Source organism: Caulobacter sp. HJHS_5, assembly GCF_056683955.1.
Map to the genome: position 1 here is coordinate 522549 of NZ_JBWZNC010000002.1, position 24582 is coordinate 547130.

At 67.8% G+C, this 24582-nt stretch carries 25 protein-coding genes and 1 tRNA gene; 9 read left to right on the forward strand and 17 right to left on the reverse strand.

The genetic code is table 11. The features are described from left to right. Positions 1-15 precede the first annotated feature (15 nt). From ACFLIT_RS06200 to ACFLIT_RS06250, 11 genes are all read right to left on the reverse strand, one after another. On the reverse strand, positions 16-792 hold the full coding sequence (locus ACFLIT_RS06200; protein WP_479910330.1) for an SDR family oxidoreductase: 777 nt from the start codon (positions 790-792) through the stop codon (positions 16-18). Between the two features lie 103 nt (positions 793-895). Further along, the gene (locus tag ACFLIT_RS06205; RefSeq protein ID WP_479910331.1) at positions 896-1801 is read right to left on the reverse strand and encodes an AraC family transcriptional regulator; all 906 of its coding nucleotides are present in this window, start codon (positions 1799-1801) and stop codon (positions 896-898) included. Between the two features lie 86 nt (positions 1802-1887). After that, a complete protein-coding gene (gene radC / locus ACFLIT_RS06210) occupies positions 1888-2634 on the reverse strand; it encodes a RadC family protein (RefSeq protein ID WP_479910332.1) in 747 nt (248 codons plus the stop codon). Positions 2635-2718: 84 nt separating this feature from the next. After that, positions 2719-2922, reverse strand: a complete 204-nt coding sequence (locus ACFLIT_RS06215) for a dodecin family protein (RefSeq protein ID WP_479910333.1) — start codon at positions 2920-2922, stop codon at positions 2719-2721. A gap of 82 nt (positions 2923-3004) precedes the next feature. Continuing rightward, positions 3005-3379, reverse strand: coding sequence for a DUF3597 domain-containing protein (locus ACFLIT_RS06220; protein ID WP_479910334.1), 375 nt, complete (start codon positions 3377-3379; stop codon positions 3005-3007). Between the two features lie 185 nt (positions 3380-3564). Then, the gene (locus ACFLIT_RS06225) at positions 3565-3747 is read right to left on the reverse strand and encodes a DUF3606 domain-containing protein (protein WP_198574899.1); all 183 of its coding nucleotides are present in this window, start codon (positions 3745-3747) and stop codon (positions 3565-3567) included. Positions 3748-3754: 7 nt separating this feature from the next. Next, positions 3755-4579, reverse strand: a complete 825-nt coding sequence (gene map / locus ACFLIT_RS06230) for a type I methionyl aminopeptidase (RefSeq protein ID WP_479910335.1) — start codon at positions 4577-4579, stop codon at positions 3755-3757. A gap of 83 nt (positions 4580-4662) precedes the next feature. Next, positions 4663-5337 carry a spermidine synthase gene (locus tag ACFLIT_RS06235; protein WP_479910336.1) on the reverse strand — a complete coding sequence of 225 codons (675 nt, stop codon included), beginning with the start codon at positions 5335-5337 and terminating at the stop codon, positions 4663-4665. Positions 5338-5405: 68 nt separating this feature from the next. Then, positions 5406-5660, reverse strand: a complete 255-nt coding sequence (locus tag ACFLIT_RS06240) for a hypothetical protein (RefSeq protein WP_479910337.1) — start codon at positions 5658-5660, stop codon at positions 5406-5408. A gap of 252 nt (positions 5661-5912) precedes the next feature. Then, positions 5913-6749 carry an alpha/beta hydrolase gene (locus tag ACFLIT_RS06245; protein ID WP_479910338.1) on the reverse strand — a complete coding sequence of 279 codons (837 nt, stop codon included), beginning with the start codon at positions 6747-6749 and terminating at the stop codon, positions 5913-5915. Positions 6750-6881: 132 nt separating this feature from the next. Continuing rightward, positions 6882-7244: a winged helix-turn-helix transcriptional regulator gene (locus tag ACFLIT_RS06250; protein ID WP_479910339.1), complete on the reverse strand. Its 363-nt coding sequence runs from the start codon at positions 7242-7244 to the stop codon at positions 6882-6884. Between the two features lie 102 nt (positions 7245-7346). Here ACFLIT_RS06250 and ACFLIT_RS06255 point away from each other — a divergent pair, with 102 nt between their 5' ends. After that, the gene (locus tag ACFLIT_RS06255) at positions 7347-7943 is read left to right on the forward strand and encodes an NADPH-dependent FMN reductase (RefSeq protein WP_479910340.1); all 597 of its coding nucleotides are present in this window, start codon (positions 7347-7349) and stop codon (positions 7941-7943) included. On the opposite strand, the gene ACFLIT_RS06260 is transcribed toward ACFLIT_RS06255, so the two are convergent. Together ACFLIT_RS06260 and sfsA are read right to left on the reverse strand one after the other, a co-directional pair. After that, positions 7940-8320, reverse strand: coding sequence for a YciI family protein (locus tag ACFLIT_RS06260; protein WP_479910341.1), 381 nt, complete (start codon positions 8318-8320; stop codon positions 7940-7942). The two genes, ACFLIT_RS06255 and ACFLIT_RS06260, sit on opposite strands and share 4 nt — an antisense overlap. A gap of 63 nt (positions 8321-8383) precedes the next feature. Next, on the reverse strand, positions 8384-9097 hold the full coding sequence (gene sfsA, locus ACFLIT_RS06265) for a DNA/RNA nuclease SfsA (RefSeq protein ID WP_479910342.1): 714 nt from the start codon (positions 9095-9097) through the stop codon (positions 8384-8386). Between the two features lie 54 nt (positions 9098-9151). Here sfsA and ACFLIT_RS06270 point away from each other — a divergent pair, with 54 nt between their 5' ends. Together ACFLIT_RS06270 and ACFLIT_RS06275 are read left to right on the forward strand one after the other, a co-directional pair. Continuing rightward, on the forward strand, positions 9152-9922 hold the full coding sequence (locus ACFLIT_RS06270; protein ID WP_479910343.1) for a competence/damage-inducible protein A: 771 nt from the start codon (positions 9152-9154) through the stop codon (positions 9920-9922). A gap of 52 nt (positions 9923-9974) precedes the next feature. Beyond that, a tRNA-Leu gene (locus ACFLIT_RS06275) sits at positions 9975-10061 on the forward strand. A 70-nt stretch (positions 10062-10131) separates the two neighbouring features. On the opposite strand, the gene ACFLIT_RS06280 is transcribed toward ACFLIT_RS06275, so the two are convergent. Then, positions 10132-11160, reverse strand: coding sequence for a poly(ethylene terephthalate) hydrolase family protein (locus ACFLIT_RS06280; protein WP_479910344.1), 1029 nt, complete (start codon positions 11158-11160; stop codon positions 10132-10134). Between the two features lie 69 nt (positions 11161-11229). Continuing rightward, entirely contained in the window at positions 11230-14115 is a 2886-nt protein-coding gene (locus ACFLIT_RS06285; protein WP_479910345.1) for a TonB-dependent receptor domain-containing protein, read from the reverse strand. A 694-nt stretch (positions 14116-14809) separates the two neighbouring features. On the opposite strand from ACFLIT_RS06285, the gene ACFLIT_RS06290 reads away from it, so the two are divergent. The 5 genes from ACFLIT_RS06290 to ACFLIT_RS06310 all read left to right on the forward strand — a co-directional run bounded on the left by ACFLIT_RS06290 (position 14810) and on the right by ACFLIT_RS06310 (position 20889). After that, the gene (locus tag ACFLIT_RS06290; RefSeq protein ID WP_479910346.1) at positions 14810-16288 is read left to right on the forward strand and encodes an aldehyde dehydrogenase; all 1479 of its coding nucleotides are present in this window, start codon (positions 14810-14812) and stop codon (positions 16286-16288) included. Further along, on the forward strand, positions 16285-17490 hold the full coding sequence (locus tag ACFLIT_RS06295) for a CaiB/BaiF CoA transferase family protein (protein ID WP_479910347.1): 1206 nt from the start codon (positions 16285-16287) through the stop codon (positions 17488-17490). The genes ACFLIT_RS06290 and ACFLIT_RS06295 overlap by 4 nt, the downstream gene beginning before the upstream one ends. Further along, the gene (locus tag ACFLIT_RS06300; protein WP_479910348.1) at positions 17490-18353 is read left to right on the forward strand and encodes a citryl-CoA lyase; all 864 of its coding nucleotides are present in this window, start codon (positions 17490-17492) and stop codon (positions 18351-18353) included. The genes ACFLIT_RS06295 and ACFLIT_RS06300 overlap by 1 nt, the downstream gene beginning before the upstream one ends. Beyond that, the gene (locus ACFLIT_RS06305; RefSeq protein ID WP_479910349.1) at positions 18350-20116 is read left to right on the forward strand and encodes a thiamine pyrophosphate-binding protein; all 1767 of its coding nucleotides are present in this window, start codon (positions 18350-18352) and stop codon (positions 20114-20116) included. Before ACFLIT_RS06300 ends, ACFLIT_RS06305 begins: the two co-directional genes overlap by 4 nt. Positions 20117-20238: 122 nt before the next feature. Next, positions 20239-20889, forward strand: a complete 651-nt coding sequence (locus ACFLIT_RS06310; RefSeq protein ID WP_479910350.1) for a TetR/AcrR family transcriptional regulator — start codon at positions 20239-20241, stop codon at positions 20887-20889. A 40-nt stretch (positions 20890-20929) separates the two neighbouring features. Here the strand turns inward: ACFLIT_RS06310 and ACFLIT_RS06315 are convergent, their stop codons facing one another. Together ACFLIT_RS06315 and ACFLIT_RS06320 are read right to left on the reverse strand one after the other, a co-directional pair. Then, positions 20930-21934, reverse strand: a complete 1005-nt coding sequence (locus ACFLIT_RS06315) for a ThuA domain-containing protein (protein WP_479910351.1) — start codon at positions 21932-21934, stop codon at positions 20930-20932. A gap of 35 nt (positions 21935-21969) precedes the next feature. After that, positions 21970-23958: a pyrroloquinoline quinone-dependent dehydrogenase gene (locus tag ACFLIT_RS06320; RefSeq protein WP_479910352.1), complete on the reverse strand. Its 1989-nt coding sequence runs from the start codon at positions 23956-23958 to the stop codon at positions 21970-21972. Positions 23959-24207: 249 nt separating this feature from the next. On the opposite strand from ACFLIT_RS06320, the gene ACFLIT_RS06325 reads away from it, so the two are divergent. Further along, the coding region (locus tag ACFLIT_RS06325; protein ID WP_479910353.1) for an MFS transporter at positions 24208-24582 on the forward strand (375 nt) is incomplete at its 3' end.

Below are 24582 nucleotides of genomic sequence, written 5' to 3' on the forward strand. Positions count from 1 at the left end.
GCCGCCCCTCGGCGGTCAGGCCAGTGCGAGCGCGTTCGGCGGCTTGCCGAAACGCGCCTCGGCGAGGGCTTCGGCGTCCTCGCCGGCGGGGAAATGCATTCGGCCGGAGGTGTTGTGGACCGCGGCCCAGACGGCCTCGGCGACGTCGGTCTCCTTCGTAGTGGCGCCGGGATTGGCGAAGGCCGTGAAGATCGGGCCGGCGAAGGGCGCGTAATCCGGCGGGATCAAGTCCTCGACTTTGACGTCCGTGTTCTGCGCGAAGCGCGTCGTCGGACCGTATCCCGGCTCGACGAGCGTGGCGCGCACGCCGAAGAAGGCTAGTTCGTGGGCGAGGGAGCCGGTGAAGCCTTCGATGGCTTGCTTGCTGGCCGTATAAGCGGCGGCCAACGGCATGGACGCCAGGGTCACCGTCGAGGTGATGTTGACGATAACGCCGGAGCGGCGCTGGCGCATCTGGGGGATGACGGCCTGGGTCATGGACATGACGCCGAATGTGTTGGTCTCGAACACCTGGCGCACGTGCGCCATCGGCGTAGCTTCGAAGGCGCCGACAACGCCGACGCCAGCGTTGTTTACAACAACGTCGATTGGGCCGGCCGCTTCGACAGTTGCGGCGATACTGTCGGCGCTGGTGACGTCGAGCGGAAGGATTCTCAGTCGCGGCGAGGCGGGCAGGACATCCGGGTTCGGCCGCCGCATGGTGGCGATGACGTTCCAGCCGCGAGCGAGGAAGTGACGGGCCGTCTCCAAGCCGTAGCCGGACGAGCTGCCAGTGATCAGGATGGTTTGCATGTGGACCTCCGTTGTGTCGGACGGTCGCTGAACTAGGCCCGGCGAGCGGGATGCGACATAGGCCGAAGTCCAGGATCTATGCGCAACCGTCCAGAACGAGCGATCAGGAGGCGGCGCCGTGTCTAGAGAACCGGCCGGGCGGCGCCCCGAGGCGCTTGCGGAACGCGGTGCTGAAGGCGCTGGCCGACCCGTAGCCGACCTCGTTGGCGATGTGGTCGAGGGTCTTGGCGCCGCGGATCAGCGCCTCCTTGGCCAGGGCCATGCGCCAGCGCGCGAGATATTCGATCGGCCCGCATCCCAGCATCTCGCCGAAACGAGCGGCGAAGGCCGAGCGCGACATGCCGGCGACCTTGGCAAGACCGGCGACGGTCCAGCCGGCGCGGACGTCGGCATGCATGGCGCGGAGCGCCCTCGCCAGGGCTGGATCGCGCAGGCCGCGCAGGAGGCCCGCGGGCGCCGCAGCGCCCTCGGCGCCGCGCCATCGCAGAGCTTCGACGAGGAGGACTTCCAGCAGCCGCCGCAGGAGAAGCTCCCTCCCGGGCTCCCTATGGGCGCACTCCTCGCCGATCAGAGCGATGATGCGGTGCAGCCGGTCGGTCCGACCTTCCGAGGCGGGGATATGAATAACCGATGGCAGCAGGGCCAGCATCAGGGCGGCGTTGGCGCGCTCGATGCCGAACGTGCCGCCGAGGGCCACGAACTCCGGCTCGCCGTCCTGTTCGCCGTGGCGGACGGCGGTGGCGCTCGAGCGGGTGGGCTCGCCCCCGATGCCCGGGTGGCTGCTCAAGGTGAAGGCCGGCGTGCTGGGCAGGAGAAGAAAGTCGCCCTGGTGTAGAGGCGCCGGTGCGCCGGCCTTGAAGGACAACCAACATTCGCCTTGGAGGACGAGGGCGAAGCCCGGGGCGTCGTGAGCCTCGTAGCGCACGCCCCAGCGACCGCGGCCGCTGATCGGCTTGGCCACGGCGGCGGTCGGACGAAGCAAGGCGATGACATCGCTGAAGGGATCCATCTGGACGAATGATAAGTGATTGCAGCGCAATCATCACTATCGATCCGTGCCTTCAGTGGCGGCGACCAGGACGAAGTCGCCGAGGCTCAAAGCAAGCTCAGCGCGCGGAAGCTCGCCACCCCGTCGCGGCCAACCACCAGATGATCGTGCACCTCGATGCGCAGTGTCTTGCCGGCCTCGACGATGAGGCGGGTCATTTCGATGTCGGGCTTTGACGGCGTCGGATCACCGGAGGGGTGATTGTGCACTAAAATCAATGCGGTGGACGAAAGTTCCAAGGCTCTTCGCATCACCTCGCGGGGGTAGACCGGGGCGTGGTCGACGGTGCCCTGGTTCATCACCTCGTCGGCGATCAGCTGGTTCTTCTTGTCGAGGAACAGGACGCGGAACTGCTCACGCGGCTCGTGCGCCAGGGCAAGGCGGACATAGGCGAGCAGGGCTGACCAGGAGGAGATCACCGGGCGCTTGCCGATGGCCTCGCGGCCCATGCGCAGCGCCGCCTCGTGCACCAGCTTGAGATCCAGGGCCGTGGCCGGGCCGACGCCGCTGACCGTGCGCAGGCTTTCCAGACTGGCGCCCAGGACGCCGGAGACCGAGCCGAAACGCGCCAGCAGCCGCTTGGCCAGCGGCTTGACGTCCCCCCGCGAGATCGACCGGAAGAGGCAGAGTTCGAGGAGTTCGTAGTCGGGCAGGGCGTCGAAGCTCTTGGCCGCCCGGGTCCGCAGGCGTTCGCGATGGCCGAGCTGGTGCGCTTGCACGCCGATGGATGGCGCCCAGAGTTCGGCCTGGGCGATGTCGTGCAGGGTGTCCGACGAAGAAGCGGCGCTGTGCATGCGTCGGAATGTTCATCAATTGTTCCGGCCGCGCAAGGGCGCATGAGAAGCGGGGCCTCGAAGGGAGGCCCCGCCTTCAGCAAGTCAGTCCTCGACGGCGAAGGCGATCTTGGCGTTGACGCGGAAAACGTCGATGGCGCCGTCCTTCACGGTAGCCTGGAAGTTTTCAATGTAGATTGAGCGGATGCCGCGTAGCGTCTCGCCGGCTTCGGCCACCGCCTTGCGGGCGGCATCTTCCCAGCTGTCCGGCGACTCCGCCAGCACTTCGATGACTTTCATGATGGCCATGTCTTCCTCCCGTTATCGCCCCATTGACGGGGCAGTTTGGCCGCCCGGCGCCGCGACGCCGGGCAGGCGTCGTCGGTCGCGATCAGTCGCGGAGTGAGGCGGGCACCTTGCCGCCGTTCTGCTCCAGAGCGCGCCAAACCGCTTTCTGCAGGGCGATGTTCTGCTCGGCGCTGCCGTGAGCGCCGGCGTTGACGCCCAGTTCCTCGGCGAGTTCCTTGCGGGCGGCGAGGCTGGAGTCGAGGTCGAGCATCTTCAACAGGTCGACGATCGAGGTCCGCCAGTTGCCGCCGCCGCCCTTCTGAGCGGCCAGTTCGGTGAGCACGGCTTCGACGTCGACCGGTTCGGGGGGCGGCGCCGTGGGCGCGGCGGCCGGGGCCGATGTAGGGGCGGCCGGCGGCGGGGTCGCGGCCGGCTTGCGGTGGAAGATTTTCGACATGATGGAACTAAAGAGGCCCATTGCGCCCTCCCATGTTTTGCTGACGTAACGACGTCCGTTGCCGAACGTCGTTACGGCCGAGATTGTTCCAGGTGTGCGACAATCTTACCGTCGCCTTCGTCGAGGCGTGGGCGCGAAGGCGACGGACCTCGCGGCCGCGGCTTGGGCGGCTCAGCCCAGCCGCCTCCGATATCGGCGAGGTTGGCTTAGCGCTTCTTGCCCAGCTCGGCGGCGATGTCCTTGGTCATCTTGCCGACCTTGCGATGGGCGGCCGTGATCTGATCGCGGGTCACGCCCCAGCGCTTCATCCAGTATTCCACCGCCTGGCGCTCCGAGAGGTCGAGCCTCTCCTTGTCGATGAAGCCGCGTTTGTCCTTGAGGCCGGCCATGATGGGCTCAGGCTTCCTGCACCGGCGGTTTGAACAGGCCCTTGGGCGACAGGGTGAAGATTTCGACGCCCGTCTCGGTGACGCCGCAGGAGTGTTCGCACTGGGCCGAGAGGCTCTTGTCGCGGGTGACCGCCGTCCAGCCGTCGGCCAGCAGCTTCACCTGCGGCTTGCCGAGGTTCACCATCGGCTCGACGGTGAAGAACATGCCGGGCTCCAGCACCTCGCCCTGACCGGGGCGGCCGAAGTGCAGGATGTTGGGGGCGTCGTGGAACACCTGGCCGAGCCCGTGACCGCAGAAGTCGCGCACCACAGAGCAGCGCTGCGATTCCACATAGGCTTGGATGGCGTGGCCGATGTCGCCGGTCGTGGCGCCCGGCTTGATGGCCGCCAGGCCCCGCTCGAGGCCCTCGTAGGTGATGTCGATCAGGCGGCGAGCGCGGGGCGAGACGCCGCCGACGCCGTACATGCGCGAGTGGTCGCCATGCCAGCCGTCGACGATGACGGTGACGTCGATATTGGCGATATCGCCCTCGCGCAGGGTCCGCTCGCCGGGGATGCCGTGGCAGACCACATGGTTCGGCGAGATGCAGACGGTGTGGGAATAGCCTTTGTAGAACAGGCAGGCGGGCAGGGCGCCGTTATCCAGCGCGAACTCGCGAGCCAGCTTGTCGAGATGGGCGGTCGAGACGCCGGGCGCGACGTGGGGCGTCAGCATGTCGAGGCACTCGGCGGCCACGCGGCCGGCGCGGCGCATGCCCTCGAAGGCTTCCGGGCCGTGAATCTTGATCTGGCCGTCGCGCGTGGGGCGGTCGAGCGTGCTGGCGTCGTACATCGGGTTCGGGCGTCTGTTCAGCGGTTCGGGGGCGGTGCCTAGATCGTCATATTATCATGGAAGTTCAACCCGCGCGTCGGGTTTCAGGCGCGCGTGGCCAGCCAGATGACATGGCGCGCGCCGCGGCCCTTGCGGTGGGCGTTGACGCGCTGCTCGTCGACCGTGAAGCCGCCGGCGCGCAGGCGGCGGACGAAGGGCTCGTCCGGGGCGAAGGACCAGACGGAGAGCACGCCGCCCGGCTTGAGGGCCGCCTTGGCCGCCGTGAGGCCAGAATGACTGTAGAGCGCGTCGTTCTCGACCCGGTCGAGGCCGCCGGGGCCATTGTCGACATCGAGCAGGATGGCGTCGTAGGCGGTCTTGCCTCCGCGGATCGCCAGGCCGACGTCGGCCTCGCGAATGGTGACGCGCGGATCGTCCAGGCAGCCGGCGAAGATCTCGCTCATCGGGCCCCGCGCCCACTCGACCACCGCCGGGACAAGTTCGGCCACCTCGACGGAGGCGTCGGGCGGCAGCGCCTCCAGCGCCGCGCGCAGGGTGAAGCCCATGCCGAGGCCGCCGATGAGGATGCGCTGTCCGGGACGGCCCTGCAGGCGGGTGCAGGTGAGGGTGGCGAGGGCCTGCTCCGAGCCGCTCATGCGGCTGTTCATCAATTCCGTGCCGCCGGTCATGATCGAATATTCGGCGCCGCGCCGCATGAGGCGAAGGGCGCCGTCGGAGCCGGGGATCGGAGCGGTGGCGAGATGTTCCCAGCGGATCATCCCGCCGCACTACAGCAGCCGTCCCCGTGGCGCCACGGGATTGGACGCCACGCTAAAGAGGCGCGGCCTTACTTGGCGTTCGGCAGGTGGTGACGGTCGCGCCACACCTGCTTGGCGGTCCGCGAGTTCGCGGCGGTCGCCTTCTGGCCGTCGCGGCTGACGGCCGCGGTATTGGCGGCGTGACGCTGGGCGTCGTCGGCGCGCTGCGCGGCGGCGGGTTGGGCGGCCGTCTGCTCCGACGCCTGGGTCGCAAGCGCCGGCGCCGCGGCGAGGCTGGCGAACATCGTCGCCAGGGCGGCCAGTCGAAGGGGGCGCACGGTCATTCGTTTCACTCCGGATATCTTGACGGCTCAAGGCCGACCTGCGGAGAGAAACTTACAGGCCTCAAAAACTGACGTGTGTGACGTTTCGTGTCCTAAGTCCGGATTTCCGGGGGTGATTGACGAAAACTGAAGGTTAAAATCGCTTCCGGTGTTCGATATGGGCCAAATTTCCGCGAAACTGGCCTAGATTTCGGAAGTCCCGGTTTGGCGAGAATTTGCGGATGCGGCAGAATTTCTGGGGGCTCGGGCCGCCTATTTCACCCGCGCGTCGAGCCAGAAGACCATATCGGCCATGACGTCCGCCTTGCCGAGATCGTTCAGCAGGTCGTGGAAGTGCCCGTCGTAGAGCCTGAGCGTCTTGTCCTTCGAGGACGCCTTGTCGAAGAATTCCTGGCTGCCGGCCGGAACCGTCGCCTTGTCCGCCGTGCCGTGCAGGATGAAGACCGGCAGGCTGATTTTCTCAAACTCGCGGTGCAGCCGCTCGCTGGCCGTCACCAGGGCGCCGACGGTGGCGGCGGGCTGCGCCTCGCCCTTGATCAGCGGATCCTCGTGCATCGCCTTCACGGCGGCCGGATCGCGGGAGAAGGCCTCGAACGGCAGCTTCAGCACCGGCAGCTCGGGCGCGACCTTGCCCAGCCATTTCAGGATCGGCAGGGCGAAGTCGGGCGCGTAGACGCGATAGGCGAAGCTTTCGCAGATCAGGCCGGTAATCTCGGCCTGGTGATCGAGGGCGTAGTAGGTGGAGGTCAGGCCGCCGGCGCTGTGGCCTAGCAGGAAGACCGGCAGGCCCGGCTCGGCCGCCTTGGCGACGGCGATCATCCCGGCGACGGTGTCGGCGTAGGTCGCCACGCTGGTGGTGAAGAACCGCTTGCCCTCGGAGCGGCCGCGGCCGGGCAGGTCGGCGGCGTAGACGGCATAGCCGGCCGCGGCGAACTGCTCGCCGGCCCACAGATATTGGCCGGTATGCGAGTTGACGCCGTGGCAGATGACGACCACGGCCTTGGGCGCGCCGGCCGGCGCCCAATGACGGTAAAAGATTCTCAGGCCGCCGGGGCCGTCGAAATGGGATTCGGTTGGGGTGAACGCCACGGCTAGGACCTCTCTGCTGGGGAACGGTCGAACGCTGACGTACTGAAGCTTTACGCTACAACCTGCGGTTTTTCCCGCCGAACGCCATCCTCCATTTGGAGGATCATTTCGGCGTGGTCGCCCAAGCCTTGATCAGGCCGCCTCGGCCCGCGCCGCGTCGTAGCGCGCGCGGGCGTCGACCATGGCCGGATGGTTCTCGACCGCCCAGCCGCCGAGGGCCGCCACCGGCCCGCGCAGGGAGTGGCCGAGCGGCGTGAGTTCGTAGTCGACGCGGGGCGGAATGCTGGGCGTGACCGTGCGGGTGGCGAGGCCGTCGCGTTCGAGGTTGCGCAAGGTCAGGGTCAGCATGCGCTGGGAGATGGTCCCGATCCGTCGCCGCAGTTCGGAAAACCGCAACGGCCCGTCGCCCAGCAGCATGACGACCAGCACTGTCCATTTGTCGCCCACGCGGGCAAGGACTTCATTGGCGGGCAGGCATCGCTCGGTCACATGCATGATACTCGGTCTCGAAAATGTGCCGTCTTGCACGGCCGGGTTCGGTGTTGAATTTAGTGTCGGTCTCAAACGGTAACCAGCCTGGTTACGAAGGAAATCGACATGTTGAAGCTCGCCCTTATCGTCGGCAGCACGCGTCCCAATCGCTTCGCCGACACCCCCGCCCAATGGATCGTGGAGGGCGCCGCCGGCCGCTCCGACTTCAGCCTGGATGTGCTGGACCTGCGCGATCAGAATCTGCCGCTGTTCGAGGAGCCGGTGGCCCCGGTCTGGACGGAAGGCGTATACTCCAACCCGGCCGCCGAGGCCTGGCGCAGGAAGATCGGTCAGTACGACGGCTTCATCGTCACCGCCGCCGAGTACAATCACGGGCCCACCGCCGTGCTGAAGAACGCCCTCGACAGCGCCACTTTCGAATGGCGGCGCAAGGCCATCGCCTTCGTCGGCTATGGCGGGGTGGGCGGGGCGCGCGCCATCGAGCAGCTGCGCGGCGTGGCTATTGAACTGCACATGGCCCCGATCAAGGCCGAGGTGAACATCGCCATGGAGCCGTTCCTCGGCGTCCTGATGCAGGGCAAGACCCTGGGCGACTACCCCTACCTGGTCGAGGCGCGCGACAAGCTGTTCGATGAGATCGCCTGGTGGTCCGACGCCCTGAAGCTCGCCCGCGAGAAGACCCAGCGCGAGTTGGCCGCCTAGGCCGCACTTTCCGGCAAGGCCGCGCCCGGAAGATAGAGCAGGATGGGGCGGATTTCGTAGACGGCGGTCGGATTGGCCTGGCGCAGCTCGCGCGCCATGGCCACGGCTTCATCCCGCGTCTCTGCCTCCACCACATAGAGGCCGAGGAGCTGCTCCCTGGTCTCGGCGAACGGCCCGTCGACGATGACGCCGAGGCCGGGTCCGCGCAGGGTCACCGCATCGCCGGTGGCCCCCAGCCGCGCGGCGGGCCCAAGCTTGTCCTCGCCGACCAGGCGGTGGTGGACGGCCAGGAGGTCGTCCATCAGGGCGACGTCCTCGTCGGGCGTCCAGGATTGGACGGTCGCTTCCTCGTGGTAGGCCAGGATGGCGTAGAGCATGCGTTCTCCCTCGGTTGAGAGGACATCGCGCGGCGCCGCCGCGACGGCAAGGCTCGACGGCGCTTATCGCATCCACTCGATGCGGCGATTCATCCCGATCTCCTCGACGCTCATGGCGCACTGGTAGACCAGCACCTCGACGCCGGCCTCGGACGCCTCATCCAGCGCCTGGGCGAATTTCGGGTCGATGTCGCGGCAGGCGGTGAAGGCCTCGCAGTCCTCGCGCTGCACGGTGAACAGCACCACGGCCCGGTCGCCGGCCAGGGCCATGGCGGCCAGTTCGCGCAGGTGCTTGGCCGAGCGTGCGGCGACACAGTCGGGGAATTCGGCGAGGCCCGGGCGGCGGGCGAGGTGGCAGTTCTTGACCTCCAGCCAGGCGGCCGGGCGGTCCGGGCCGCTGAGCAGGAAATCGATGCGGCTGGCCTCGCCGTACTTCACCTCGCGGCGGACGGCGGCGTAGCCGGAAAGCTCGGGAATGGCGTCGGCCGCCAGGGCCTCGGCGACGATGCGGTTGGGGGTGAGGGTGTTGACGCCGGCCAGGGTGGGCGATCCGAACTGGGCGTCTTCGACGATCTCCAGCGTCCAGGCGAGCGACCGCTTGGGGTTGTCGGAGGGCGAGAGCCAGACGCGCTGGCCGGGGATGTTCAGGCCCAGCATGGCGCCGGGGTTGGGGCAGTGGGCGGTGACCGAACGGCCGTCGTCGAGCACCACGTCGGCGAAGAAGCGCTTGTAGCGCTGGACGAGCACGCCGGGCGTCAGGGATTGCGGGAAGCGCATGGGCCACCTATCCCCTTGGCCGTCGTCGCCCTCAAGCGGGAAGTCGCCCCTCCCATGATCGAAAGTTCCGTCACCGCCGCGATCCTGATCATCGGCGACGAGATCCTCTCGGGCCGCACGCAGGACACCAATCTGCACGTCATCGCCCGGTTTCTCGGAACCCACGGCATCGACGTGGCCGAGGCGCGGGTGGTGGGCGATGTGGGCGCCGAGATCGTGGCGGCGTTGAACGCCCTGCGCGGGCGCTACAGCTATGTGTTCACCACCGGCGGCATCGGACCGACCCACGACGACATCACCGCCGACTGCGTGGCCGAGACCTTCGGCGTCGCCCTGGTGGAAGACGAGGAAATTCTCGCCGAAATGCGCGGCCGCCATGGCGAGGAGCCCAACGCCGCGCGGCGGCGGATGGCGCGCATCCCCGTCGGCGGATCGAAGATCAGGAACCCGGTCAGCGGGCCGCCCGGCTTCCAGATGGGCAATGTGTTCGTCATGGCTGGGGTGCCGCGCATCATGCAGGGCATGCTGGAGGACATCGGCTGGCGCCTGGAGGGCGGGGCGGTGGTCGTCTCGCGCACCGTGCGCGTCGAGGGCTTCGGCGAGGGCGTGCTGGCCGCGCCGCTGGAGGCCGTGGCCAAGGCGCATCCGGCCCTGTCGCTCGGCAGCTATCCGTTCTGGGATGTGACCCGGCGGGAGACCGGCTACGGCTCCAATCTGGTGATCCGTGGGCGCGATCCGGCCGAGGTGGAGGCGACGGTCGAAGAACTGATCGCGGCGCTGGAGGCGGCGGGCGTGACCGGCGCACGGCAGGCCGAGGCCGACTGACGCATCAGACCGCTGCGCTTCGGCGGCGGATTGCTGTAGGAGTCTCACCGATGCGGGCGTGGCGAAACTGGTAGACGCAACGGACTTAAAATCCGTCGGCCGCAAGGCCTTGCCGGTTCGACCCCGGCCGCCCGCACCAACGAAGAAAAGCGCCTCCATCTCGGCCGAGTCGCGTCGGCGGGCCCGGTTCCCGCCGACGCGACCCCACGTCAGTCGATCTTCTTCTTCGCCACGTGCCAGCTAGGCTCGCGGCAGAGCAGGCAGTCGGCGCCCTTGAACATGCTGGCGGCGCGCTGGTCACCCTTCGTCTGCCAGTCGAGCCAGGCGATGGCGATGCGGCCAAAGGCGCCGCCACCCGTCGCGCCATAGGTGCCGATGTGGGTCATGCCGTCTTCCCAGGCCCAGAACACCGGCACGCTGTTCAGCGTCTCGAAGTTCATCTTTGAGGCCGGGAAGGCCACGTCCTTCGCCTGTTCGCCGCTGATGAAGGCGACAGGGGTGTGAATCTTGGCCAGGGCTTCGGTCGCCGGATTGTTGGGGATCATGCCGGCGCCGCTGTTCCAGATCATCATGGTGGTGATCCGGGGATCGCCCGCCACGGTCAGCGCCTGCACGCCGCCGCACGACTGGCCCATCACGGCGATCTTGCTGGTGTCGATTTTGCCGAAGAACTTCGAGCCTGAGCGGCTGTTTTCCTTGATCGCCCAGTCGATGCTCTCGCTCAGCTGCGCCGCCGTCGTCGTTCCGGGCGCCCGTTGCGGCGCATTGGGATTGGGCGGCGGAGGAGGGGGCGGCGGAGCAGCGCCGGGCGTGCGGACGGCGGGGTTCTCCTGTGGTCCGACTTCGAGCTCCGTCGCGGCCATTACTCCGTTGGCGGCCACGATGTAGCCGTGGCTGGCGATCTCGGTGAGGAAGACGCGGAAGCGATTGCCGGCATTGATACAGGCGCCGTTGCCCCAGGCCACCAACGGCAGCTTGCCGCCGGCGGCCAGATCCGCCGGGTAGTAGAGGACGTGGGCCGGCAGGGTGTCGTCGGCCACCATCACGGCCTTGCGCGGCCCGCCGCCCATCGGGGTGTCGCCGGGGCGATACTCCGGCCGCCCGAAGGGCAGGGGGCGGCCCGCAGCGTCCCTCTCGGGCGCGAGAGCGGGGGCGGGGGCCAAGGGCGCGGGCGTCTGGGCGGCGGCCGGCGCCGCGACGGCGACCAGGGCCGTCAAGGCAAGTAGGGTGCGTCTCATGTCAGCTCCAATAAAAGAAAGGCTCCCGGCGCGAGGCCGGGAGCCGAGATCAAGAGGCGTGGTCGGGGACTACCACTTCTTGCTGATGCCGAAGGTGACGACCCGGCCCATCGGGCTGGAGTCGCTGCCGTTGTAGCCGCCGGAGGCGTTGTAGAAGGGCGGATCCTCGTCGAAGAGGTTGCTGACGTCGGCGAACACCGAGGTGTCGGCCAGGTAACCTTCGCCTTCGAACCGGTAGCCGAGGTGCAGGTCGACGGTCTTGAACGCGTCGACGTTCTGACCGCCGGTGACGGTCGAGCCCGAGGTCGTCACCGTGAACGGCGCGTTGCCGTTCAGGTTCAGATACGGGTTGGTGTAATTGTAGAACGCGTCGGCCGACCAGGGGCCGAGGTTCCAGCCCAGCGACAGCCGGCCCGTCCATTCCATCGAGCTGAAGGTGGTGTTCACCCCGGCGGTGTTCAGGCGGTCGAAGATGACGCCGCCGCTGAACTGCTGGTCGAAGGAAAGCTTCTGGCTGGCGCTGAAGCCGAGGCGGAAGTCGCCCAGCGCGTCGGTCGTGAACCGATACCGGACGTCGTAGTCCAGGCCGCTGGCGCGCAGGTCGAAGGCGTTGCCCTGCCGGAAGCTGTAGATGAACGAGATATTCGCCGGCAACGCGCCGCTTTGCGGCAGGCCCGCCGTCGCCGCCGCGATCTGCGCCGCCGTGGGGTTGAGGGTGAGGCGCGAGTAGAGGCCAGGCGAAATCACCGCCGCCGACGAGTTGGGCGCGGTGATCGCGCCGTTGATGTCGGTATTCCAGTAGGTGAGCGAGACGTGAAGTCCGCTGAGCCAGGCCGGGTCGTAGTCGAAGCCGAACGAGTGGCTTTCGCCGGTCTGCGGCTTCAGCTTGTCGTCGCCGCCATTGATCTGGATGCCCTGGAACGGCGAGGCGCCGCCGAGCGTGCATCCCGTGGTCGTGCCGCAGAAGGCGTTCGCGCCGGGGAAGCTGGCCGGCAGGTTGAACTGGCCGGAGGTGGTGAAGTTCGACTCGCCCGTGAGGCCGTTGAAGCCGCCGCGGCTGGTCAGGGCGGGGGCGGTGAACGAGGTGCCCCAAGACCCGCGCAGTTGCAGGCCGTCGATCGGCTGCCAGGTGAAGGCGTACTTGGGATTCGTGGTGCCGCCGAAGTCGTCGTAGTGGTCGTAGCGTCCGGCCAGGCTGATATCGAGGCGCTGCACGAGCGGAAGGTTCATCTCCGGCCCGATGACTGGAACCAGGACCTCGCCGAAGTAGGCGTAGACCGTGCGGTTGTAGACGAGGTTGGTCGCCGCCGTGGAGACGCTTGCTCCGCCCGTCGTGCCGGTGCGCGTGTTCACCTGGCGCAGGTCGTAGGCGATCGCTTCGGCCCCGACGGCGGCCTTGACCTCGCCGGCCGGCAGGGCGAACAGCGGACCGTCCAGCTTGAGGCGCGCGGTTTTGAGGGTCTGCTTGGACTCCGCGAAGCTGATCGAGTCCAGCAACTGCCGCCGTACGGCGTCGGAGGTGAGGTTGGACCCGACGCCGTTCCAGATGTCGAGCGCGTTGTCGGGGTTCAACGCGCGCGTGACGGTGGTGACCGTGCCGTTCACCGGCGGGTTGGCGTTGGCCGTCAGCGAGCCGCCGGCGTTGACCGTGCCGTTCAGCGCCAGGAGGGCGCAGGGCGCGCAGACCTGGCCGGTCTGGTTCTGATAGCTGTTGTCGCCGCCGAAGGTCGCGCCGAACGTCGCCTGCCACTCGGCCGGCAGCTTGTAGTCGGCGCCGAGGGTGACGAATGACGTCTTCTGCCCCGCCTTGCTCATGGCGCCGGGCCCGAGCAGGCTGTCGAAGTTCAGGCTGGCGATTTCGCTGGTGGCGCCGGTCGGCCCCTGGAAGAACGGGTTGATCTGGCTGGCGTTGGCCGCGCCCGGGCCGAAGACCGTGGCGTTGGTCAGATTGCCTCGGCTGATCCGCGACTTGTTCACGCGTTCTGAGAACACGAGGTCGGCCGAGAGGCGCAGGTTCTCGCTGACGTCCTGCTCGATCTTGGCGAGCACGCTGTTGCGCACTTCCTGGGGCAGGATGTCGGCCACGCGGGTGGTGTCGCAGAAGGCCGGCGTGTTCCCGGCCTGGCCGGAACCGGTGGTGTAGGTTCCCTGATAGATCGTGCCCGTCGAGCCGCCGACGCGCACGGCGGCGGGGAAGCAGTTGAAGCTGGCGAAGTTGCCGCCGCCGCGATCGCGCTGATCGGCCTTGTAGTAGTCGCGGCTGTCGCCCTTCAGCTCCGAGCGATAGGAGCCGCCGTAGGCGAGGAGGACCTGGCCCGAATCCCAGTTGTGGCCGAACACGAAGCCGACGTTGCCGGTCTTGTAGCCGTCGCCGAAGCCGGCTTGAGCCGAGGTTTCCCAGCCCGTGAAGTTCCGGCGGGTGATGAAGTTCAGCACGCCGGCCACGGCGTCCGAGCCGTAGATGGCCGACGAGCCATCCGGCAGCACCTCGACCTGCTGCAGGGCGATGGGCGGAATGACCGACGGATCGGCCAGGGTGTGGTTCAGGCCGGTGAGCGGCAGGCGGTGGCCGTCGATCAGCACCAGAGTCTGGTTGGAGGCCGAGGCGCCGAGGCTGTGGATCGTCGGAGCGTTGGTGCCCGAGCCGTCGGCCGAGCCGAAGCCGCCCTGTCCGGTGTTGTTGAAGCCGGTGACCTGGGGAACGCTGCGCAACAGCTGCTGCACGGTCTGCGCGCCGGTCGCCTCGATCTCCTCCCGGTTCACCGAGATCACATTGGCGCCGACGGGGGCCGCGCCACGGATGCTGGTGCCGGTGACGACGACTTCCTCGACCGCCGCGGACGAGGTCTGCGCGACCGCGCCGCCGGCCATCGCCATGGCCGTCACGAGGGCGGTGCCGCCCAACAGGGTCACAAGCAGACTGGACCGATGGTTCACCGATTGGAGCTTCTTCATTTCCCCCTCCCAGAGGCTGTTTTCCGCGCGTTCGACTCGCGTCGCGTTTTCTGAGTTGTGATCGCGTTTGGCCTTGGCCCGGCATTCGCGCAGGACGCGATTCATGCGGCCATGGGGCATCCGTTCGCCGCGACGGATCAGCGTCGTTCGGCGGCCGCCCCGAAGTTTATGGGGGTCCTTTCGTTTCTTCCCAGAGTGGCTTCCCGTAGACCGGGGCCGTGATTGTGATGCGACATTACTAACTAGTCAGTACATGTCAAGCGCACGCCAAAATGTGTCTGAAACACGAATTATATCAATATGATAAAATTGATCGTCCGGGGCGAAGCCGAAGGGAAGACGGTCAAATTCCATCTATGTACAGACTGGTTCGTCACCTGTAAGCAGCGATGGAAGGAGCCGGGCGGACGGACCGAAAGGGGACGGAAGATGAAGGTCAACCTGTGCGGGTCATGGGGCGTCGTCGTCGCCACCATCCCTTCCTCCGAGGCGGGGCCTGCGGAGCGGCCATCGAGACGCCCGGGGATTGCTCATGGACAAAAACGGAATAGTCCGTACATTGTGGCGCGAAGCCGGCGGCAGCCCGGCGGCGGGAGCGGGCTTCCTTCCCAAATGGTGGTGTGGCGATCTCGCGGGCGCGGCGTCCCGTGCATCGCCGACGGCCTCCGGATGGGCGGAGAGACGAGTGCGGGACATGTCTGAATTGCGTCAGTACGGACTTTGGATCGATGGCGCGGAGGTTGCGCCGACCAGCGGCGACTATTTCCCGACGCAGGACCCCTACTCGGGCGAGACCTGGGCCCTGATCGGACGGGGCGGGGCGGGGGACGTCGATCTGGCCGTGGCGGCCGCCAAGCGCGCTTTCGAGGGCGAGTGGGCCGCTTTCACGCCGAGCGCGCGCGGCAAGGCGCTGCGCAAGCTGGCCGACCTGATCGTCGACAACGCCCCGCGCCTGGCCGAGATCGAGCGCCGCGACAACGGCAAGCTGGCCGCCGAGGTCGTCGCCCAGGTCCGCTACATGGGCGACTATTTCCACTACTACGCCGGCCTCGCCGACAAGGTGGAGAGCCACGTCATCCCCACCGACAAGCCGGGGGTGTTCGCCTACACCAAGTACGAGGCGAAGGGCGTGGTGGCGATCATCACGCCCTGGAATTCACCCCTGACCCTGACCAGCTGGAAGCTGGCGCCGGCGTTGGCGGCGGGCTGCACGGCGGTGATCAAGCCCAGCGAGTTCACCAGCGCCTCCATGCTGGAGTTCGCGAGGCTGTTCGAGCAGGCGGGAATTCCGAAGGGGGTGGTCAATGTGGTCACCGGCTTCGGCGCCGAGGTCGGCGAGCCCCTGGTTCTGCATCCCGACGTGCCGCACATCGGCTTCACCGGCGGCGACGCGGCGGGCCGGAAAATCTATGAGCTGGCGGCCCGCAATCTGAAGACGGTGACGCTGGAGCTCGGCGGCAAGTCGCCGAACATCGTGTTCGACGACGCCGACCTGGATCAGGCGGTGAAGGGCGTCGTCTCGGGCATCTTCGCGGCCACGGGCCAGACCTGCCAGGCCGGCTCGCGCCTTCTGGTGCAGGACACCATCCACGACGCCTTCGTCGAGCGACTGATCGACTTCGTGAAGACCGCGAAGATGGGCGATCCCGCCGATCTCTCGACCCAGATCGGCCCGGTTGCGACCCGGCCGCAGTTCGACAAGATCCTGGCCTACATAGAGATCGCCCGCGCGGAGGGGGCGACCTGCGTGCTGGGCGGCAAGGCGCGGCCCGACCTCGGCGCGGGCCAGTTCATCGAGCCCACCATCTTTACCGGCGTTCAGAACACCATGCGCATCGCGCAGGAAGAGGTGTTCGGGCCAGTCCTTTCGGTGATCCGGTTCACCGACGAGGACGAGGCGATCCGTATCGCCAACGATATCGACTTCGGCCTGGCCGGCGCGGTTTGGACCCAGAGCCTGAAGCGCGCCATGAAGATGACCGACAAGGTCAAGGCCGGCACCCTGTGGGTGAACAACTACCGGGCCACCAGTTTCACCTCGCCGTTCGGAGGCTTCAAGAAGTCCGGCATCGGGCGCGAGAGCGGCGTCGACGCCATCCGCGAGTACCTCGAAACCAAGTGCGTCTGGATCTCGTCGGATCTCGACGTGCCCAACCCGTTCATCCGCCGATGAACGGCGTGCTTGCGGGCATCCAGGTCCTCGATCTGACCAATGTGCTGGCCGGGCCGTTCTGCGCCTATCAGCTGGCGCAGCTCGGCGCCGACGTCCTGAAGGTCGAGACGCCGGGGACCGGCGACCTGGCGCGCGTGCTGGGGGCCGATCCGGCGCTCAGCGGTCAGCTGATGGGCGCATCGTTCCTGGCCCAGAACGGCGGCAAGCGCTCGATGACGCTCAACCTGAAGAGCGAGGGCGGCAAGGCGGTGTTCAAGCGCCTGGTCGCGGGCGCCGACGTCATCGTCGAGAACTTCCGCCCCGGGGTCATGGACCGTCTGGGCCTGAGCTACGATGTGCTGGACGCCGTCAATCCGAAGCTCGTCTACTGCGCCATTTCCGGTTTCGGCCAGACCGGGCCGATGCGTGGGGCGCCGGCCTACGATCAGATCGTGCAGGGCCTGTCCGGCGTGATGAGCATCACGGGCGACCCGGGCAGCGCGCCGCTGCGGGTCGGATATCCGGTCGCCGACAGCATCGGCGGGATCACCGCCGCCTTCGCGATCTCGAGCGCCCTGGTCGGCGCGGCGCGGACGGGCGAGGGGGCTTTCATCGATGTCTCCATGCTGGAGTCGAGCCTGGCGACCATGGGCTGGGTGGTTTCGAACTACCTGATCTGCGGCCAACAGCCCGCGCCGATGGGCAATGACAACTTCACGGCCGCGCCATCGGGGACGTTCCGCACGGCCGACGGCCTGCTTAACATCGCGGCCAACAAGCAGGAGCAGTTCGTCGCCCTCGCGCGCGTCATAGGACGGGAAGATCTGCTCACCGATCCGCGCTTCGCCGCCCGCGAGGCGCGCAAGGCGAACCGCCAGGCGCTCACCGTCGAGGTGGAGGCCGGCCTCGCCGGGCGGTCCGCCGCCGAATGGGAGACGCTGCTGAACGCCGCGGGCGTGCCCGCCGGCCGGGTGCTGACGGTCCCCGAGGCCCTGGACCTCGAACAGGTCCGCATGCGCGGGCTGGTGCACAGCTTCGAGGCGGTCGAGGCCCTGGGCGGGCGCGCGATCTCGGTCGCCAAGGCCGGCTTCAAGATCGCCGGCAAGGAGCCGGCCGTCGACCGGCCGCCGCCGGTGCTCGGCGAGCATACCGACGAGGTGCTGGCCGCCCTCGGCTACGCGGCCCCCGAAATCGCAGCCCTCAAAGCGGAAGGCGTCGTCTGATGGCGAAGACCCCAGAGGAGATCGTCTCGGAAGCCAAGACCTGGTGGACGACGGCGATCGTCGACATCCAGCCCGGCGAAATCCGCCTGCGCGGCTATCCGGTGCAGGATCTGATCGGCCAGGTCAGTTTCGCCCAGACCATCTGGCTGATGGTGCGGGGCGAGCTGCCGTCGCCGGCGCAGGCGCGGCTGCTGGAGGCGGCCCTGGTGGCGGGGGTCGATCACGGGCCGCACGCCCCGTCGATCGCCATCGCTCGCATGGCGGTGTCCTGCGGGGCCGAACTCAACAACGCCATGGGCTCGGCCATCAATGTGCTCGGTGACGTGCACGGCGGGGCCGGCCAGCAGTGCATGCAGCTCTATGCCTGGATCCAGGAGGCGCTCGCCGACGGGGCCGGCCTCGACGCGGCGGTGGAGGCGGGGCTCGGCCGCTATCACGAGGTCCACGGCAGGATCGTCGCCGGCTTCGGCCATCGCTGGCATCCCGTCGATCCTCGCAGCCGGCCGCTGATGACCCTGGTCGAGGAGGCCGCCGCCTCCGGGGCCGTGAAGGGCGACTACGTCGCCATCGGCTGGGCGGTCGAGCGCGCCCTGACGGCGCGCAAGGGCAAGCCGATCCCGATGAACATCGACGGGGCGACGGCGGTCATCTTCTCCGAACTCGGCTTCCCGCCTCCGATGGGGCGCGGCCTGTTCATCCTCTCGCGCTCGGTGGGCGTCCTCGCCCATGCTTGGGAGCAGTCGCAGCAGGGCGCACGCATCAAGGGGCCGATGCCGAAATCCATCCCGTTCACCTACGCAGGTCCGGAGCCCCGGACCCTCGCCGACGGCGACGCCGCGGCGCCCCAGAGGGACGTTCCATGAAAGATCTCGTTTCGCATCAGCTCGTCCGCTACCTCGAGGAACGAGGCGTCGAGCATCTGTTCGGCCTCTGCGGTCACTCGAACATCGCCTTGCTGTCGGCCATGGCCAACAGCTCGATCCGCTTCGTGAACACGCGCCACGAGCAGATCGCCGCCCACATCGCCGATGGCTATGCTCGCGCCCGCGGGGCCAGGACATCGGTGATGCTGAGCCACTGCGGACCCGGCCTGACCAATGCGGCGACGGGCGTGGCGACGGCGCAGCTGGATTCGATTCCGATGGTGGTGATCGCCGGCGACATCCCGACCCACATGTACGGCCGCCACCCGCACCAGGAGATCAATCTCCATGCCGACGCGCAGCAGTACGAGGTCTACCGTCCGTTCGTGAAGCGCGCCTGGCGTATCGACCGGGCCGACAAGCTGCCGGAAATCCTGGAGAAGGCTTTCCAACTCGCCGAAGCCGGGCGGCCGGGACCGGTGCTGGTTTCGGTGCCGATGGACGTATTCTCGACCGAGATCGACGTGAAGCTGTGGGACCGCGCCAAGAAGCACACCCGCCGGCTGCAGAAGCCGTCGATCGACGACCAGACGGCGGAACGGATCATCCTGACCCTGGCCGACGCCCGCAAGCCGGTGATGTACGTCGGCGGCGGGGTGATGATCGCCCAGGCCTATCAGGAGCTGGCCGAGTTCGCCGACCACATGAGCATTCCGGTCGCCCACTCGCTGATGGGCAAGGGGGTGGTGGCGGACGGGCATCCGATGGTGATCGGCATGACCGGCTTCTGGGGCACCCAGTACGTCAACGACACTACCCGCACCGCCGACTGGCTCCTCGCCCTCGGCACCCGCTTCTGCGAGGCGGACAGCTCGTCGTTCGAGGACGAATACACCTTCGACATTCCGAACCGCACCAAGCTCATCCACATCGACATCGACGACAACGAGATCGGGCGGAACTACCCGGTGGAGATCGGGGCGGTGGCCGACCTCAAGCAGGCGCTGAAGGTGCTGCTGCGGGTCGCCAAGCGGCTGTATCCCGCCGGCCGCAAGAACGACGCCCTGCGCGCCGAGATCGCCGCCTATCACCGCGATTTCAAGGCCAGCCGCGCCGAGCAGGAAGCTTCCGCCCAATATCCGATGCGGCCCGAGCGCATCCTCTCGGACCTGCGCGCCGTGATGCCCGACGATTTCATCATGACCACCGACGTTGGCTGGAACAAGAACGGCGTCGGCCAGCAGTTCGACATCCGCACCCCGGGTTCGATCCTCACGCCGGGCGGCTTCGCGACCATGGGCTTTGGATCGCCGGCCGCGGTGGGGGCCAAGATCGCCTGCCCGGACCGCGTGGTCGTCAGCCTGGTCGGCGACGGCGGTTTCGGCCAGAATCCGGCCGCCCTGGCGACGGCCGTCGAGCAGAACGCGGCGGTGATCTGGGTGGTGATGAACAACGGGGCTTTCGGGACGATCGCGGGCCTGCAGAAGGCGCACTTCGGCACCACCGTCGGCACCATCTTCCACACCCCGGATGGCGAAGGCTACTCGCCCGACTACGCCGCCCTCGCGCGCGCCTACGGGATCGAGGCCGCGCGGATCAACGCCGCCGACGAGTTCAAACCGGCGCTCGAGAAGGCGGTCGCCTCGGGCCGGCCCTATCTGCTGGACGTGATCATGGAGAACGCGCCGGTGCCGACCGCCGGGCACTGGAACATCATGGACATCTATTCGCCGGGCAAACACGTGCACCACGTGGCGACCTGAGGCGAGGGGGCTCGCGACAGGGCGAGCAGGCTGCGCGGCGCGGTGCTAATGTACCAAAAATGTCTAACGCCCCCGGGACTGATTCCCCGGGGCCCGCGCACGGATCAAACAGGGTGACGGACTTGAGGAAGCCCAGGCGGCGAAGCGCGACGGCCTCGCGGACAAACGATCCGGAACGTACAAAGGCCAACATCATCCAGGTCGCGACCGAGGAGTTCTCGGAGGTCGGCTACAGCGGCGCGCGCATCGATCGGATCGCCGACCGGATGCACACCTCCAAGCGGATGATCTACTACTACTTCGGGAGCAAGGAGGCGCTCTACAGCGCCGTGCTGCTGGAGTACTACCGCAAGCTGCGTGGGGCGGAGGCGGACCTTCAGCTCGACGAGAAGCCGCCGCTCGAGGCCCTGAAGGAACTGGTCGAGTTCACCTTCGACTACCACGCGGCCAATGCCGACAACGTGCGTCTGGTGATGGTCGAGAACATTCACAAAGGCCGGCACATCAAGCAGATGCCGTCGCTTGAGCCAATCAACACCGCGGTGATCGACATGGTGGGGCGCATCTGCGCGCGCGGGGCGGAAAGCGGCGTCATCCGCGCGGACGTGAAGCCGTGGGACGTCTACACCTCGATCGCCGCCCTCTGCTTCTTCAACGTGTCGAACCGCTACACCTTCTCGGCGATCTTCAACCACGACATGATCAGCGAAGAGGCCGCCACCGCCCGCCGCGCCGAGGTGGTCGACATGGTGATCCGCTACGTGAAGGCCTGAGGCCTGAGCGGGGCGTTGGCCCCGCCCAGATTTTCCGCCCCTATTGGCAGAAGGGCGCGGCGCCCATCGCCGACTTGACGCCGCCCGTGATCAGGGCCCGGAATTCCTTGGCCCCGGCGAAGCTGTCGTCGGTGAACAGCTTGGCGTCATGGCCGAGCGTGGTCACCCAGGAGCGACCGCCGTCGTAGTACTGGCACCAGGCGACGGGATGGAAATCGCCGTGACCGGGGCTGCGGCCGACGACGGAGGCCAGCCGGGGGCGAGGCGGTCCGCCTTGGGCGGCGCCGGGGGGCGGACCGGGAGGCGGGCCTTCGCGCTCAGGGACCGGCGTCCAGGACTTCTCGTCGACGGTGGCCAGGAAGCGCACGCGGGTGGGGAAGGGGACGAGGTTGTACCACTCGTCGGTCAGCTTCCAGCGGGGCGGCAAGTCCTTGGTCGAGACGTCCTTGCGGTCGACCGTGACGACCTCGCCGGGCCGATTGGGGCCGTGGTCATAGAAGTTCGCGCCGCCCAGCAGGCCTTCGTAATAGGGCCAGTTGTAGAGGGTGCCGAAGGCGTTGTGGATGCCGACGAAGCCGCCGCCGGCGCGCATGTATTGGCGGAGGGCCGTCTTGGCCCCGTCGTCCAGATTGTCGCGCGAGGTCGAGAAGAAGATCACCGCATTGTAACCGGTGAGGCTGGTCATCTGAGCAAGGTCTTCGGTGTAGTCGAGCTTCCAGCCGTTGTCGGCGGCCAGCTTCAGCATGCCCTTCTGCACGACGTTGGCGTCGGTCAGCGGCGGATTCAGCCCGGGCGCTAGGGCCGGGCCGAGGTTGGCGTGGCGAGGGCCCGCCGTGCGGGTGAACAGCAGGACGCGGTGCTCGGTCGTGGGCGTGCGCGGCCAGTCGTGGAAGCAGGCCGGATCGGTCCCGCGGCAGACGCCGTAGTCCATCTCGCCGAGGTTCTGGTTGATCGCCCCGCCCGGGATCCTGGTCTGGGCGGCCGCGCCCTGAACCAGAGCCGCCGCCATCGTCGCGGCCAGAACCGCCGTCATGCGTAAGGTCATGCTTCCCTCCTGTTGTTCTTATGGTCGTTGCGCGTTTAGGGCAGGGCGTAGGCGATGACCTCGTCCGAACGCAGCGGGGCGCCGGAGTTCGAGCCGCCGGTGGCGGTGATCACGACGTATTGCTTACCGCCCTTGCCCTGGTAGGTCGCGGGCACGGCGGAGCCGGAAGCGGCCATCTTGACGCTCCACAGCTCCTTGCCGGTCTTGGCCTCGAAGGCCCGGAAGCGGCTGTCGTCCGTGCCGGCGATGAACACCAGGCCGCTCGCGGTGGCGATCGATCCGGCGATGTTCGGACGGCCGGTGTTCTGCTTGTCGGCCGGCAGGCCTTCGGTCACGCCAAGCGGCGACTTCCAGGCGATGTCGCCGGTGTGCACGTTGATCGCCACCAGCGAGCCCCACGGCGGCTGGTTGCAGGGGATCAGGCCCATGGCGTCGTCGCGCACGGCGAAACGTCCCTGCGGGCCGAAGTTGGCATAGGGTCCCTGACGGCCGCCCTGCACGTTGCCGACCAGCGCGCCGACATTCACCGGTCCGGACGCCGGATCCTTCGTGCCGATGATCTGACCGAGTTCGTTGACGTTGATGAACAGCAGACCGAGGTCGGGATTGAACGACGAGCCGCCCCAGTTCGCGCCGCCGATCTCGCTGGGGAAGACCACCGCCGAACGGTTGTAGGCGTTGGGGGCGAAGGGCGGCCGCTCGATCAGCACATTGTTGTCGGCGACGAACTTCTTGCAGGCCGCCTCAAGTTCCGGCGTCAAACGATTGAGATCGCTGGCCGTCATGCTGTTGCGGGCGATCGGCGGCGGCTTCAGCGGGAAGGGCTGGGTCGGCGACAGGGTTTCCCCCGGCACATCGCTCTTTGGCACGGGGCGCTCTTCGACGCCGTAGATCGGTTTCCCGGTCGTCCGGTCCAGGAGGTAGAGCAGTCCGCTCTTGCCGGTCGCGGAGAGGGCCGGGATCGTCTTGCCGCCGCGCTTGATGTCGAACAGCACCGGCGCGGCGCCAAGATCGTAGTCCCAGATGTCGTGGTGCACGAGTTGGAAGTGCCAGACGTATTTGCCGGTGCGGGCGTCGACGGCGACGACGCTGGTGCCATAGAGATTGTCGCCGGGGCGATCGCCGCCGAACAGATCGCCGGACGGCGCGCCGAGCGGGATGAACACCAGGCCCCGCTGGGTGTCGACGCTCATCATGCCCCAGGCGTTGACGCCCGAGCGGCCCTTGGCGGAGGCGTCGGCCCACGACTTTCCGTAGTTCGGCTCGCCCGCTTGCGGGATGGTGTGGAAGGTCCACAGCTTCTTGCCGTCGTGGATGTCGTAGGCGTGAATGTCGCCCGGCGCGCCGGGGCCGGTTCCTTCGCCGGTGCGTCCGCTGACGACGATGATGTTGCGGAACATCACGGCGGGCGAGGTTGGAGCCTTGTCCAGGCTGACGAAACCGCCGTCGCCGAACTTGGTGTTCAGGGCTCCAGTCTTGGCGTCCAGCGTGAAGAGCTTGGAGTTGGTCGTGCCGACCACCAGCAAGGGGGGCGTCGTGGCGTCGCCCGGGAAATATTCCACGCCGCGAGTCGAGGGGTTGCCGGTCGGCAGCTTGTAGACCCAGATCTCCTTGCCGGTGACCGCGTCCAGCGCGACGACCCGTCCGTAGGGGGAGGGGATGTACATGATCCCGCCGACGACGATCGGCGTGGCTTCGGAATTGGAGAGACTGCCGGGCGCGGGCGGGCCGAATCCGGGCGGGGGCGCCCCAGGTGACGCAGCGGGAGGGGCCCCGGGCGGGCGTCCGCCGGGCGGTCCGTCGACCTCGTTGGGCGCGCTCGCCGGACGGGCGGAGCCGGGGGTGAAACCCTCGGGTTTCAGGTGATAAGTCCAGGCGGGCTTCAGGCTGGCGACATTGGCCGGGGTGATCTGCTTCAGCGGAGAAAAGCGATTGGCGCCCGCGTCATGGCCATAGGTCGGCCATTCGGTCGAAGCTGGGTGCGGAGGTTGCGCAAGGGCGGGCAGGGCGACGAGCGCGGCCACGGATGCAAGACAGCTCAAATGGATTGCGTGCCGCATCCGGTTTCTCCCAAGGCGCCGTTTTCGGTCTTGGGAGGTTCTTTGCATGAACGTACCGTTCAGTTCAATATCGACTCCGTCGGAAGTTCGTGAAAATGTTCTAATCAGTACATAATGGTGTGAGCCCACGGGAGCCGACGAATGCTCCCTCCAAGAAAACAGGGCGAGGGAGAGGGATTCAGGATGACGGCAATGACACCCGCTGCGCCGCCCATGCGTGCGACGAAGGGCCGGTACGGCGTGCTGGCGCTGATCGCGACGGCGACGATGATCAACTACCTGGACCGGACGCTGCTGAGCGTGGCGGCGCCTTTGATGTCGAGGGACCTGGACATCGGTCCGGCGGTGATGGGGCTGGTGCTGTCGGCGTTCTCCTGGACCTATGCGCTGGCCCAGCTGCCGGGCGGGGCGCTGCTCGACCGGTTCGGCACGCGGCTGACCTACGCGGTGTCGCTGGTGGGCTGGTCGATCTTCACCGGCCTGCAGGGGATGGCGGTCAACATCGCCACCCTGTTCGGCGCCCGCCTGGGCATGGGGGCGGCCGAGGCCCCGTGCTTCCCGGCCAACAGCCGCATCCTGGTCAGCTGG

Bases quoted from the DNA above. Each gene is read 5' to 3' on its own strand.
- ACFLIT_RS06200 (WP_479910330.1), bottom strand. From the start codon at position 792: ATGCAAACCATCCTGATCACTGGCAGCTCGTCCGGCTACGGCTTGGAG.
- ACFLIT_RS06205 (WP_479910331.1), bottom strand. From the start codon at position 1,801: ATGGATCCCTTCAGCGATGTCATCGCCTTGCTTCGTCCGACCGCCGCC.
- radC (WP_479910332.1), bottom strand. From the start codon at position 2,634: ATGCACAGCGCCGCTTCTTCGTCGGACACCCTGCACGACATCGCCCAG.
- ACFLIT_RS06215 (WP_479910333.1), bottom strand. From the start codon at position 2,922: ATGGCCATCATGAAAGTCATCGAAGTGCTGGCGGAGTCGCCGGACAGC.
- ACFLIT_RS06220 (WP_479910334.1), bottom strand. From the start codon at position 3,379: ATGGGCCTCTTTAGTTCCATCATGTCGAAAATCTTCCACCGCAAGCCG.
- ACFLIT_RS06225 (WP_198574899.1), bottom strand. From the start codon at position 3,747: ATGGCCGGCCTCAAGGACAAACGCGGCTTCATCGACAAGGAGAGGCTC.
- map (WP_479910335.1), bottom strand. From the start codon at position 4,579: ATGTACGACGCCAGCACGCTCGACCGCCCCACGCGCGACGGCCAGATC.
- ACFLIT_RS06235 (WP_479910336.1), bottom strand. From the start codon at position 5,337: ATGATCCGCTGGGAACATCTCGCCACCGCTCCGATCCCCGGCTCCGAC.
- ACFLIT_RS06240 (WP_479910337.1), bottom strand. From the start codon at position 5,660: ATGACCGTGCGCCCCCTTCGACTGGCCGCCCTGGCGACGATGTTCGCC.
- ACFLIT_RS06250 (WP_479910339.1), bottom strand. From the start codon at position 7,244: ATGCATGTGACCGAGCGATGCCTGCCCGCCAATGAAGTCCTTGCCCGC.
- ACFLIT_RS06255 (WP_479910340.1), top strand. From the start codon at position 7,347: ATGTTGAAGCTCGCCCTTATCGTCGGCAGCACGCGTCCCAATCGCTTC.
- ACFLIT_RS06260 (WP_479910341.1), bottom strand. From the start codon at position 8,320: ATGCTCTACGCCATCCTGGCCTACCACGAGGAAGCGACCGTCCAATCC.
- sfsA (WP_479910342.1), bottom strand. From the start codon at position 9,097: ATGCGCTTCCCGCAATCCCTGACGCCCGGCGTGCTCGTCCAGCGCTAC.
- ACFLIT_RS06270 (WP_479910343.1), top strand. From the start codon at position 9,152: ATGATCGAAAGTTCCGTCACCGCCGCGATCCTGATCATCGGCGACGAG.
- ACFLIT_RS06280 (WP_479910344.1), bottom strand. From the start codon at position 11,160: ATGAGACGCACCCTACTTGCCTTGACGGCCCTGGTCGCCGTCGCGGCG.
- ACFLIT_RS06285 (WP_479910345.1), bottom strand. From the start codon at position 14,115: ATGAAGAAGCTCCAATCGGTGAACCATCGGTCCAGTCTGCTTGTGACC.
- ACFLIT_RS06290 (WP_479910346.1), top strand. From the start codon at position 14,810: ATGTCTGAATTGCGTCAGTACGGACTTTGGATCGATGGCGCGGAGGTT.
- ACFLIT_RS06295 (WP_479910347.1), top strand. From the start codon at position 16,285: ATGAACGGCGTGCTTGCGGGCATCCAGGTCCTCGATCTGACCAATGTG.
- ACFLIT_RS06300 (WP_479910348.1), top strand. From the start codon at position 17,490: ATGGCGAAGACCCCAGAGGAGATCGTCTCGGAAGCCAAGACCTGGTGG.
- ACFLIT_RS06305 (WP_479910349.1), top strand. From the start codon at position 18,350: ATGAAAGATCTCGTTTCGCATCAGCTCGTCCGCTACCTCGAGGAACGA.
- ACFLIT_RS06315 (WP_479910351.1), bottom strand. From the start codon at position 21,934: ATGACCTTACGCATGACGGCGGTTCTGGCCGCGACGATGGCGGCGGCT.